The 12,523-nt window shown below is 43.7% G+C and carries 9 protein-coding genes; 6 read left to right on the top strand and 3 right to left on the bottom strand.

Annotated features, from left to right (window positions below):
* Nucleotides 1-9 precede the first annotated feature (9 nt).
* Nucleotides 10-1,572, top strand: coding sequence for a SpoVR family protein (locus tag OCT63_RS05885; RefSeq protein WP_161685985.1), 1,563 nt, complete (start codon nt 10-12; stop codon nt 1,570-1,572).
* Nucleotides 1,573-1,759: 187 nt separating this feature from the next.
* Here OCT63_RS05885 and sohB read toward each other — a convergent pair whose 3' ends face one another.
* Complete coding sequence (sohB, locus tag OCT63_RS05880; protein WP_269983360.1) at nt 1,760-2,827, bottom strand: protease SohB; 1,068 nt, start codon at nt 2,825-2,827, stop codon at nt 1,760-1,762.
* A 137-nt stretch (nt 2,828-2,964) separates the two neighbouring features.
* On the opposite strand from sohB, the gene OCT63_RS05875 reads away from it, so the two are divergent.
* The 4 genes from OCT63_RS05875 (at nt 2,965) to OCT63_RS05860 (ending at nt 9,233) form a co-directional block, all read left to right on the top strand.
* Nucleotides 2,965-3,705: a YciK family oxidoreductase gene (locus tag OCT63_RS05875; protein WP_016792973.1), complete on the top strand. Its 741-nt coding sequence runs from the start codon at nt 2,965-2,967 to the stop codon at nt 3,703-3,705.
* Between the two features lie 154 nt (nt 3,706-3,859).
* Nucleotides 3,860-4,567 carry a translesion DNA synthesis-associated protein ImuA gene (gene imuA / locus OCT63_RS05870; RefSeq protein ID WP_269983359.1) on the top strand — a complete coding sequence of 236 codons (708 nt, stop codon included), beginning with the start codon at nt 3,860-3,862 and terminating at the stop codon, nt 4,565-4,567.
* A gap of 3 nt (nt 4,568-4,570) precedes the next feature.
* The gene (locus OCT63_RS05865; RefSeq protein ID WP_269983358.1) at nt 4,571-6,043 is read left to right on the top strand and encodes a Y-family DNA polymerase; all 1,473 of its coding nucleotides are present in this window, start codon (nt 4,571-4,573) and stop codon (nt 6,041-6,043) included.
* A 97-nt stretch (nt 6,044-6,140) separates the two neighbouring features.
* Nucleotides 6,141-9,233, top strand: a complete 3,093-nt coding sequence (locus OCT63_RS05860; RefSeq protein WP_269983357.1) for an error-prone DNA polymerase — start codon at nt 6,141-6,143, stop codon at nt 9,231-9,233.
* A gap of 163 nt (nt 9,234-9,396) precedes the next feature.
* On the opposite strand, the gene OCT63_RS05855 is transcribed toward OCT63_RS05860, so the two are convergent.
* A complete protein-coding gene (locus OCT63_RS05855; RefSeq protein ID WP_017054999.1) occupies nt 9,397-10,338 on the bottom strand; it encodes a chemotaxis protein CheV in 942 nt (313 codons plus the stop codon).
* Nucleotides 10,339-10,497: 159 nt separating this feature from the next.
* The gene (gene mlc / locus OCT63_RS05850; protein WP_161678000.1) at nt 10,498-11,715 is read right to left on the bottom strand and encodes a sugar metabolism global transcriptional regulator Mlc; all 1,218 of its coding nucleotides are present in this window, start codon (nt 11,713-11,715) and stop codon (nt 10,498-10,500) included.
* Between the two features lie 318 nt (nt 11,716-12,033).
* Between mlc and OCT63_RS05845 the strand changes: the two genes are divergently transcribed.
* Nucleotides 12,034-12,523 (top strand): pyruvate kinase (locus tag OCT63_RS05845; RefSeq protein ID WP_269983356.1); only part of this gene is annotated, 490 nt, incomplete at its 3' end.

The following is a 12,523-nucleotide window of genomic DNA, read 5'->3' as shown; positions in this document are numbered from 1 at the left end:
GGGCTTGCCATGACAGCGAAATCAAACGTTGTAGAAAAGAACGAAGCTACGCAGAAGAAAAACGAGAAGATGCTACCTGACGGACCCGATTGGACGTTCAACCTATTAGAGCAATATCACGTTGAAATTAAGCGTGTGGCGCAGCATTACCGTTTAGATACTTACCCGAACCAAATTGAAGTGATTACCTCAGAACAGATGATGGACGCTTATTCCAGCATTGGTATGCCCATCAATTACAACCACTGGTCTTTTGGTAAAAAATTCATTCAAACCGAACAAAACTACAAACACGGCCAAATGGGCTTAGCATACGAAATTGTCATCAATTCAGATCCTTGTATCGCTTATCTGATGGAAGAGAACACCGTCACTATGCAGGCACTCGTTATGGCTCATGCTTGTTACGGCCATAACTCTTTCTTTAAAGGCAACTATCTGTTCCAAACATGGACCGATGCCAGTTCCATCATCGACTACCTATTGTTCGCTAAAAAATACATTACTGAGTGCGAAGAAAAATACGGCGTTGCAGAAGTCGAGCAACTTCTCGATTCTTGTCACGCACTGATGAACTACGGCGTAGATAGATACAAACGTCCAGAGAAGATTTCAATCGCAGAAGAAACCGCAAGACAGGAAGAGCGAGAGGCTTACCTGCAATCTCAAGTCAATGAGTTATGGAGAACGGTGCCTAAAAGTCAAGACAAAGAAGAAAAGGAAACGATTCGTTTTCCTAGCGAGCCTCAAGAGAACATTCTCTACTTCATCGAAAAAAACGCTCCACTGCTTGAACCTTGGCAACGTGAATGTGTCCGTATCGTCCGTAAAGTCAGCCAGTATTTCTACCCACAGAAACAAACCCAAGTAATGAATGAGGGTTGGGCAACCTTCTGGCACTACACCATCCTTAACCACCTTTACGATGAAGGCTTAGTAAGTGATAAGTTCATCTTAGAATTTTTACACAGCCATACTAGCGTGGTCGCACAACCGGCTTACAACAGCCCTTACTTCAATGGCATAAATCCTTATGCGCTTGGGTTTGCGATGTTTAGAGACATCCGACGCATCTGTGAAGAACCAACCGATGAAGACAAAGAGTGGTTCCCTGAGTTAGCCGGAAGTGATTGGTTAGAAGCCGTGCATTTTGCTATGCATAACTTCAAAGATGAAAGCTTTATCAGCCAGTATCTTTCTCCAAAAATCATTAGGGACTTTAAGCTGTTCTCTGTGCTCGACGATGACCATAAGAACACGATTGAAGTCAGCGCTATCCATGATGATCCAGGCTACAGTTTGATTCGAGAGAAGCTCGCTGCACAATATAACTTAAGTAACCTTGAACCTAATATTCAGGTGCTAAATGTAGATGTCCGTGGTGATCGCTCGATGACACTGCAATATAGGCCTCACGACCGGATTCCTCTTGATAAAGGCTATGATGAAGTCATGAAACATCTATACCGCTTATGGGGTTTTGATGTCATTTTGGAAGAGCTCAACGATACGGGTCATAGAGAGATCCTGACCACTTGTCCAAAACGTAATGATTATGGAACCAAGATTTAACGCTTAACTCGCTAACGTTGATACTCTATATGTAAAAAGACATTCAGGAATGGTGCTGGAAAAGGCTTGAAAACCAAGCAGAATTTTTCGATAAGTAGTTACTCTACAATCAAATATTCTAGTGAAGTTATCGAGCCTTTTAACAAGCTAAGACGAGCAATTATTTACTACAATTGGTATAAAAAACTTAAACAATCGGTTTTTGACCGCGTTCGATCAGCTTCATCAGCACGCTGTCTGCTGATTTACCTGCCACGCCCGCTAGCTTGTCTGATAGTTTTTTCTTCTGTACGTAGTGAATTGCTAGAACCGTCTTGTCTTTGCATGCTGCTACGACTAAATCATCAGAAGTGCTGATCTCATCCACCAGCCCAAGTTCATGAGCTTGTGTACCGAACCAGTGTTCGCCCGTTGCAACCTTATCAAGGTCTAGCGCTGGACGGTGATCACGAATAAAGTCTTTGAATAAGCCGTGTGTCTCTTCTAGCTCTTCTTTAAACTTCTCACGTGCTTTATCGCTGTTCTCACCAAACATAGTTAGCGTGCGTTTGTACTCACCCGCCGTTAACTGTTCGAACTCAATATCATGCTTTTTAAGCAATTTATTGAAGTTAGGCAATTGAGCGATAACGCCAATAGAACCAACAATAGCAAAAGGTGCAGATACGATTTTGTCTGCAATACATGCCATCATGTAACCGCCACTTGCTGCGACTTTATCTACCGAGATAGTCAGAGGTAGGCCTGCCGCTTTAATACGATCAAGTTGAGAAGAGGCCAAACCATAGCCGTGAACCATGCCACCGCCAGATTCAAGCTTAAGCAATACTTCATCACCTTCACGAGCCACAGCTAGAACCGCCGTTACTTCTTCACGTAATGAAGCCACTTCTTTCGCATCAATACTGCCGTTAAAATCAAGAACGAATAGATGTGGTTCACGCTTGCTATCAAGCTCCCCCTCTTTCGCTGCTTTCTTCACTTCTTTACCGCGTGACTTTATTTTCTCTTTTTCCGCTTTCTTTTCTGCTTTATCACGTGCTTTGATGAAAGTATCATCATGCAAATGGTGCTCTAATTGTTCAATAGTCTGTTTGTGATGTTCCGATAGGTTAGTGATTTCCAGCTCACCTTTAATTGCGCTTGATTTACCACCCACCGATTTAGCAATCACTAAAATGGCAATGATGGCGATTACAACGGTCGCAATCTTGGCTAAAAACAAGCCGTAGTCCAACAAAAATTCCAATGTCATATCCCCTATTGTATGAATTAGTGTATTGTAACCATCTTGTCACGATTACCAAGAATTTCTCATCATTCCTGCGGTTATCTGTGTAATTAAACATCAATGGAATGACGAACATAATAAAAGAAAGAAGGATAAGCACAGTGGATTACCCAATCTCTACAGATGCCCTCAAAGATAAAGTAATTTTGGTTACAGGTGCCGGTGCTGGCATTGGTCGCCAAGCCGCACTAAGCTTCGCTCAACATGGCGCAACTGTCATTCTGTTAGGCCGTAATGTCAAAAACCTTGAATTGATTTACGACGAAATCGAAAGCGCTGGTTACCCACAACCTGCGATTATCCCATTGGATTTAAAAGGCGCGACAAAACAGAACTACGTCGATATGGCTGAAACCATTGAATCACAGTTTGGTCGTTTAGACGGCCTACTGCATAACGCAGGTGTGCTTGGCACGTTAAGTCCATTTGATCAAATCGATGAAGAGACCTTTGATGGCGTCATGCAAATCAACGTTAAAGCTGAGTTTCTAATGACTCAAGCACTCCTGCCTGTCATTAAGAAAGCGGAAGCAGGTCGCATTGTCTTTACCTCTTCAACGGTTGGTCACTCTGGCCGTGCATTCTGGGGTACTTACGCGATTTCTAAGTTTGCTACCGAAGGTATGATGCAGATCTTAGCGGATGAGCTTGAAGACACCAACATCCGTGTTAACGCAATTAATCCGGGCGGTACTCAAACACGTATGCGTGCAAAAGCGTACCCAGGTGAGGATGCTAACAAGCTGAAAACGCCATTAGACATCATCCCGCTGTATCTACACTTAATGAACCCAAGTGTGACCGACATTAATGGCCAATGTATAGATGCTCAACCTAAGTAGTTGATATTATAACCAATAGCAAGAAGCCGCCTTAATCGCGGCTTTTTTTGTATCTAAATCAAGTATCTAACAGTTAGTTCATCTGATTTTCGTCATTTTGCTTTGCATCTTTTTCATTGTTAAATATACTGTATATATATACAGGTATTTGATTATGCATGAACTCATAAAAAACTTACAAGACCGCCAGTTAATCTGGAAAGGATTACAATCAACAACGCAAGGAAGTACCACTTCGACAGGCTATCCTCAATTGGATAAACAGCTTGATGGAGGCTTTCCGATGCACGGCGTTATTGAGGTGGAATCACAACAAGGGATCGGCGAACTTCGTCTACTCACGCCTTATTTAGCTCAACAAAACTCACAGAAACTGGCCATTTTCATCAACCCACCAGGGAAGATCTGTGCCGAGTTTTTCAACGACCAAGATATTCCATTAGAGAACATCCTAGTCATCCAACCTCAGCGTGCTCTCGATGCACTATGGGCCGCTGAACAATGCCTCAAGAGTGGTGCTTGTCATTCTGTATTGCTATGGGGAGCCAATCTAGAAATACACCAAATCAAGCGCTTACAAGCAGCCAGTGAAACGGGTAAGTGCCTGCTATTTCACTTTAAAGCCACCAGCCATAATCCGTTGTCCCTACCCGTTTCTTTAAGCATGAAACTCTCTTCTCACGCGCAGGGGTTAAAGGTTGAGGTCACGAAAAGAAAAGGCAGCTGGTCGTATGGCAGCTTTATTCTCGACATGAGCCAAAATTGGCCGTTACTCACAGAAAAAGTCATCAATCAAAACAGTTCGACTCACGCTTTGTCTAGTAATACGGTGCCGGCTTTCCCTATTGCGAAGCAAGGCTAACGTATGTTGTGGCTTTATCTACACTTTCCATCTCTGCAGTTAGATACCTTGTTTAACTCTAATGAGTTGGGTTTGAACGAAACATCACACGAGCAACCTATTATCATCGTGGATGAAAAAGATCACCGTGTGCTGCAAGCTAACCCAGCCGCACTGCAATCAGGCATCACACTAGGCATGGGACTCGGGTCTGCGGCGGCACTTTGCCACAACTTACACGTCCACCCTTACAGTATTGAGCTAGAGAAAAATAAACTGAAAGAGATCGCTCAATGGGCATATTTAGTTACATCAGATATGGCGTTACTGCCGCCCAATGGTTTATTAATTAAAGCCTCTAACATGCTGTCGCTTTACAACGGGCTAGACAATTACTGGCATGAACTAAAAAACCATTTAGAAACGCTCAATATCCAGTTCAGCTTTGCTACAGGCTATTCGCCGCTTTCTGCAATCCTTTTAGGCAAACAATCCATCAACCAAGCAACGAACAATGTTGAGCAAATGAAAGCTTGGGTAAGTCAGCAGGCGCTAAGTTCAAGCGAATTACCAGCTAAGCAAGTTGAGCGCCTGAATCGTGTTGGTATCAATATCGTTGAAGACCTATTAAAGCTGCCTTTGCAAGAAGTCGCACGTCGCTTTGATATCGACTTAGTGAATTATGTTGGTCGCCTTAACGGACAGTTCAAGCACCCGATTGATTTCTACCATCCACCGGAGAATTTTCAGCAATATCTCGAGCTATTGTTTGATATTGAAAACATCCTGTTTATCGAAAAGCCGTTACTGAAATTACTGAATCAACTCGAGTGTTTTTTGAAGCTACGTGACCGAGTAGCTTTCGAGTTGACGCTGACTTTGCATCTAAGAGATAAAGACGATCACCATGTCTCTTTTTATTCAGCACAGGGCGATTATCTTGCAAGAAAATGGGCGAACCTTACCCATCTCGCCTTAGAGTCTCTAAAGCTCACGGCACCCGTTCAAGGGCTAACTCTCTCCTTGATTCGTCATGGAGCCCCCCAAATGACCTACCATGATCTTTTTGATGGCAATACCGGAACACTTGCTGCGCTAGACCTACTTTCACTGTTACAGGCGAAGCTTGGGCAAGCCTGTATTCAAACTCCGAAAATACAACAGGATCCTAGGCCAGAAAAAAACAATCAATATTCACTACCAACACTAAGTCATGTGACAAAAAATGCTCTGACTCCCCAAAAGGCCAATCAACAAACCACAACAGCTATCAGTATTAATCAACAGCGACTCAGGCCGAGTATTCTGCTACCTGAGCCTGAAGTATTAACAGAGAGCGTCACCTTGTCTCAAGGCCCTGAACGCATTGTGTCTGGGTGGTGGGACGGAGATAAAATCATTCGTGACTACTTTATTGCTTACAGCAAAAACGGGCGGTGGTTATGGGTATTTAGAACACCAGATAAACAGTGGTTCTTGCACGGTTTGTTCAGCTAGTCAGTAAGACAGTTTGGTAAGTCGTTCTTGCCACTTGTTCCATTTAAACGCCTCTTTTCAATCATGTTCACTCGCAATGATTAAGTGAGATTACGCTATGTCTCAGCAATACTCAGAGCTTTTCTGCCAAAGTAATTACTCCTTCCTTGAGGGAGCTTCGCACGCAGAAGAGCTTGTTTTACAAGCCGATTTCTTACGTTACAAAGCACTCGCGGTCACCGATGAGTGCTCGGTAGCGGGCATCGTGAAGGTTCACTCTGCAATCAAGCAACATAAACTGTCGCTCAAGCAAATCGTCGGGAGCATGTTTTGGTTAAATGACGAGTGCCAAGTTGTCTTGTTATGCCCAAATAGAACGGCCTATGCCGAGCTATGCCGCATTATTACCAACGCGAGACGTCGTAGCAGCAAAGGACATTATCAGCTCTCTGAATGGGATATCATGTCGGCTAAGCATTGCTTCATTCTTTGGCTGCCTCAACAGAAAAGTGAAGATTCACATTGGGGACAATGGCTTTCTCAGCATCACTCCGGCCGGCTGTGGATTGGCCAACAACGACACCTAAAACAAACCGACCAGCAGTACATGGATTACTGTGTTGAGCTGTCACAACATCACCAACTACCAATTACGGCTTGTGGTGGTGTATTGATGCACAACACTAATCGCTTGCCCTTACAGCACTCACTCACCGCGATTAAGTACCAAAAGCCAATTACAGAAGTAGGCTGCCATTTACTGGCGAATGCTGAGCGCTGTTTGCGAAGTCTTGATAAGCTCTCTCATATCTTCAAAACTGAGTGGCTAGAAGAGAGTAACCGTATCTCTAAGCTGTGCGAATTTGATTTAGACAGCTTACGTTACGAATACCCAAGTGAACTTATTCCTCAAGGTGAGACGCCCATGAGCTATCTGCGAATGTTGGTCGAGAAAGGAAAACAGGCTCGCTTCCCACAAGGTGTGCCTAACGACATCCAGCAGATCATAGATAAAGAACTCGGGCTGATTAACGAGCTCGACTACCCTTTCTTCTTTCTCACGATCCACGACATCGTCATGTTTGCCAAAAGCCAAGGGATTCTTTACCAAGGTCGAGGTTCAGCGGCCAATTCCGTGGTCTGTTACTGCTTAGAGATCACCTCTGTCGATCCAAGACAGATCTCAGTGCTATTTGAACGCTTCATCAGTAAAGAGCGCGACGAACCGCCTGATATTGATGTCGATTTTGAGCATGAACGCCGTGAAGAAGTCATCCAATACATCTACAAGAAATACGGTAGAGAACGCGCAGCACTTGCCGCCACTGTCATTTCATATCGCTTTAAAAGTGCGGTAAGGGATGTCGGCAAAGCATTAGGGCTACAAGAAACCCAGCTTGATTACTTCATTAAAAACACGAATCGCAGAGATAAAAGCTTAGGTTGGCAAGCACAATTAACTCAATTAGGACTACAACCTGATTCTTTAAAGGGTCAGCAATTTATCCATTTAGTTAATGACATTATTGGCTTTCCACGTCACCTGTCTCAGCACGTCGGCGGCTTTGTGATCTCTTCAGGGCCTCTGTATGAACTGGTTCCTGTCGAGAATGCGGCAATGCACGATCGCACCATTATCCAATGGGATAAGGATGATCTAGAAACCTTGGGGCTGCTGAAAGTCGATGTACTCGCATTGGGTATGCTCTCTGCGATTCGTAAATGTTTCGACCAGATCAAGAGTATCCATGGTCGCTCCCTTACGATCGCAGAGATCACTCGTCTTAAGGACGATCCTCAGGTTTACGGCATGATTCAACAAGCCGATACCGTCGGGATATTCCAAATTGAGTCACGAGCGCAAATGAGTATGCTGCCAAGGCTTAAACCGAAAACTTATTACGACTTGGTGATTCAAATCGCTATCGTGCGCCCAGGACCAATTCAGGGCGATATGGTACATCCATTTCTAAAACGTCGAGATGGCATTGAGCCCATAAGTTACCCATCCAAAGAGGTGGAGTCGGTACTATCACGCACCTTAGGTGTACCTATCTTTCAAGAACAAGTGATTAAACTCGCGATGGTAGCTGCAGGGTTCACTGGCGGAGAAGCGGATCAACTCAGGCGCGCGATGGCCGCTTGGAAGAAAAACGGTAACGTGTTTAAGTTTAAAAACAAACTCATCGAAGGCATGCAAAAACGCGGCTACAAAACCGAGTTTGCCGAACAGATATTTAAACAGATATGCGGTTTTGGCGAGTACGGTTTTCCGGAAAGCCATTCCGCTTCGTTTGCGGTATTAGCCTATTGTTCAGCTTGGTTGAAATGTTACTACCCAGAATGTTTCTACGCTTCTTTACTGAATAGCCAACCCATGGGTTTTTATAGCCCGTCGCAGTTGGTACAAGATGCACAGAGGCACAATCTGGTGATTTTGCCGATATGTGTGAATACCTCTCAAGAGAATCACACGGTTGTTTCTCATCAGAATGGTCTAGCGATTCGATTAGGGCTGCGACAAATCAAAGGCTTGAGCGAACACGGTATCCAGAGCGTACTCGCCAATCGTCCGCATTCCGGTTATCGTCACCCTAGCCAGGTGAAGCAACTATCAATGAGTAAAACAGACATTGAATTACTCGCCTCGGCTAATGCGCTGCACAACGTTTCTGGTGACCGCTTTCAGACACGCTGGGCAATTATGGATTCCGCTTCTGACCTGCCTCTATTTAGCCAAGTCTATGACGATACTAAGGATGAGGATGGCGAACACACATTGCACAAACCCAATGAGATGCAAGATCTACTTGAAGATTTTACCAGTATCGGGATTTCATTAAACAAACACCCTATCACTTTGTTAGAAGAAGCGAACCGACTCGGTCGATTCACTCATATGAAAGACCTAATACAACAAAGACACAAATCCATGGTCACTGTTGTCGGATTAGTCACTGGTAAGCAATCACCTGGTACCGCAACAGGCGTCACCTTTGTCACTCTGGAAGACAGCACTGGCAACATTAATGTTGTGGTATGGGGAGCTACCGCACGAGCTCAACAGAAAGCCTACCTCACAGCCAAAGCATTAAAAGTACAAGGAATATTAGAAAAGGAAGGCGAAGTAATGCATGTGATTGCTGGGAAGCTCATCGATATTACCGATGAAATTGTTGGTTTGAAAACCAAATCACGGGATTTCCATTAGCGACTCAGATAGCCGTTTCATAAACGCTAAAAGCGAAAAAGGGAAGCATCTGCTTCCCTTCAGTTCAGTTCAGTTCAGTTCAGTTCAAATTATTGAATGATACCTCAACGCTATCCGCCGTAAGCCTTTTCTTAAAGGCTCTATAAACCATTAGCAGTATTACTTACAAAATCTGGCGCATTCGTTCTTGAGTCACTTCAACTAATAGGTCTGGCTGGAATTTAGAAATGAAGCGATTACACCCTACTTTCTCAACCATTGCTTCATTGAAACTACCACTTAATGAAGTATTTAGCGTAATGAATAAGTCACGCATTCTTGGATCACTACGAACCTCATGAGTCAGTTTATAGCCGTCCATTTCAGGCATTTCAGCATCGGTAATCATCAACAATATTTCCTGATTAATGTCTTTACCTTCGTCACACCATCCCTTAAGCAGATTCAAAGCTTCTAAGCCATCGCAACATTCAATAATATTCAGGCCGAGTTGTGACAAAGTGCCTTTAATCTGGTTACGTGCTGTTGAAGAGTCATCAACAATAAGAACGTTACGTCCAACCATCTCATTGGCGAGCTGCTCGTCTAAAACCCCTTCAGAGATAGAAACATCGTAATCAATGATCTCAGCTAGTACCTTTTCAACATCGATGATCTCAACAATTTTATGTTGATCTTCTTCTTGAATATGCGTAATCGCTGTTAGGTAGTTTGCACGCCCTGCTGTCTTGGGTGGTGGCTGGATTTCAGTCCACATCGTATTCACAATATTACGAACTTGCCCAACCAAAAAACCTTGAACAGTTCGGTTGTACTCCGTAATAATCAAATTACTTTCTTGAGAATCGGCACGTGATGGCGGAAAGCCTATCGCACTACGTAAATCAATTACAGGGACGGATTCACCGCGCAAAGAAGCAACGCCGGTAATATTATGATGGGAGCCTGGAAAGCGAGTGAGTACTGGCAATTTTAGGACTTCTTTCACTTTAAACACGTTAATCGCAAATAGTTGACGACTATTTAAACTGAATAATAAGAGTTCCAGACGGTTTTCACCTACCAGTTTGGTTCTTTGATCAACCGAATTTAAAACTCCAGACATACAACACCTTAGTGACAAATAATAACTTTGGCTACAATAGCCTACTTCAATAGGATAACACAAAGCGCCAATCACAGAATACTTAAACTAAGTATCAAAAATACTGCAATACGAAGCTTAGGTGTATGGTTGGAGTAGACTATAACAGTAGTAAAGAAGCTAACCTTCAATAACTTTCATCAATAGCTGACCATCGTACAAAGCCTGCTTGATAAGCGCAGCACCCGGCATGGTCGCCTGCTTATAAAAACGAGACTCCACCAACTCTAAGTCTTGATGGTAAACCGATAAACTCTGCTCTTCGATACACTTTTGAATTTCAGGGTATAGGACACTTTTTGCTTGGTTAATAACACCGCCAACCAATATTTTCTCTGGGTTGAATAGGTTAATCACAATCGCAATAGCCGCACCTAGGTAGCGACCTAACTGCTCAATCACTTCGACGGCTAACTCATCTCCATGTGCTGCTGCCGCGCAGATTTGCTCAATGGTGACATCTTCAAACACAGACAAGGTTGATGCTTCACCATTTGCGAGTCTTGCTTTCACTTGGTCACGTATCGCTTGTGAACTCGCTACCGTTTCTAAACAGCCTCGGTTACCACAATGACAAAGCTTGCCTTCTTTATCGATCTGGATATGCCCCAGTTCACCTATATTGCCATGACGCCCTTGCAAAACACGTCCATCAAGAATAATCCCGGCACCTAAACCATGGTGAATCGAGATAAGAACAGAGTTGTCGTTGTCTTGTGAATTACCAAACAGCTTCTCTGCCAATGCCCATGCTCGGGTGTCATTGGCAATAAAGACTGGCAAGCCCGTTTCTTTATAGATCTCCGGCCCTAACGCTAAATTTTCAACATTATAGTGTGGCATCTGCAACACGATACCTTGCTCAGAATTCACAAGGCCAGGTAGCGTAACCGCAATGCTGGTTACCCTATCGAGTTGTTCAGCATAGGTTTGGAAGAATTCATCAATCTCATGCAATAAGCGAGCAAGCACATCGTCTTGGTCACGTTCATGAATATCGATTTTAGTATCGATAAGAACATCACCACCCAATTCATGCAGAGCAATTGTCAAGTATCCACGACCAAGACGCATCGACAGAAACTGCCAACCTTCGTTATTGGTTTGCAGACCGACAGCCGGACGCCCACGAGTGGTGGCTTCTTGAACCGTCGTTTCATGAATAAGGTGAGCTTCAATGAGTTCACGGGTAATTTTAGTAATACTCGCCGGAGCCAACTCACTTTGCTTGGACAAATCGATACGAGAAATAGGACCTTTAAGGTCAATTAGTTTATATACACGACCAGCATTGACCTGTTTGATATGATCAATATGGCCCGGTTGAGCCATGTACATTTTACGCTCCAAAAATCATCAACTGGATAATTTTTTTACTTTGCGAAGTAATTGTGAAGTCACTTGGTATATCGCCGTGACCAGTATCACGTATATACATGAATCTTTGTGTATCGAGTCAAATAGTTCGAGAAGAATTATCATCCAAATTGAGAAATTAAGACTTAATTTTCGAAAAAAAACATCACGACTGAGGCTTGAATTCAATCATTGTGGATAATTGGAGAAATACCTTCCTAGCTCCCAATAAATTATCAATTAATGCATATACTTAATTCAGCCTTAAATCAGATTACAGTCCTCACTCTAGGAGTATTCATGACAGCCGCATTAAGAAAAACGAAAATCGTCACCACGCTAGGCCCTTCAACAGATAAAGGTAATGTGCTTGAAGCTATCATCAAAGCCGGTGCCAATATCGTCCGTATGAACTTCTCTCACGGCAGCAGCGACGATCACATCCAACGCGCAGAACAAGTTCGAGCGATCGCTAAACGGCTCGGCACTCAAGTCGCCATTCTAGGAGATTTGCAAGGTCCGAAGATTCGTGTGTCGACATTCAAAGATGGCAAGATCCAATTAGCCGTGGGAAACCGGTTCACTCTAGACAGTAACCTAGGCTTAGGTGAAGGCAACCAACAAGCCGTTGGCCTCGATTACAAAGAACTACCAAACGACGTATCAGCTAACGACATCTTATTACTCGACGATGGTCGTGTTCAATTAAAAGTGACCAGTGTCGAAGGGTGCAAAGTCCACACTGAAGTGCTCATCGGAGGCCCTCTCTCCAACAACAAGGGTATTAATA

Origin of the sequence: Vibrio sp. RW, assembly GCF_027587105.1 — a bacterium.
GTDB lineage: Bacteria > Pseudomonadota > Gammaproteobacteria > Enterobacterales > Vibrionaceae > Vibrio > Vibrio toranzoniae.
The sequence above is the reverse complement of the archived record's forward strand: the minus strand, read 5'-3'. Positions and strand labels throughout refer to the sequence as shown.

Coding starts and splice junctions, on each gene's coding strand:
- OCT63_RS05885 (WP_161685985.1), top strand. CDS start 10: ATGACAGCGAAATCAAACGTTGTAGAAAAGAACGAAGCTACGCAGAAG.
- sohB (WP_269983360.1), bottom strand. CDS start 2,827: ATGACATTGGAATTTTTGTTGGACTACGGCTTGTTTTTAGCCAAGATT.
- imuA (WP_269983359.1), top strand. CDS start 3,860: ATGCATGAACTCATAAAAAACTTACAAGACCGCCAGTTAATCTGGAAA.
- OCT63_RS05865 (WP_269983358.1), top strand. CDS start 4,571: ATGTTGTGGCTTTATCTACACTTTCCATCTCTGCAGTTAGATACCTTG.
- OCT63_RS05860 (WP_269983357.1), top strand. CDS start 6,141: ATGTCTCAGCAATACTCAGAGCTTTTCTGCCAAAGTAATTACTCCTTC.
- OCT63_RS05855 (WP_017054999.1), bottom strand. CDS start 10,338: ATGTCTGGAGTTTTAAATTCGGTTGATCAAAGAACCAAACTGGTAGGT.
- mlc (WP_161678000.1), bottom strand. CDS start 11,715: ATGTACATGGCTCAACCGGGCCATATTGATCATATCAAACAGGTCAAT.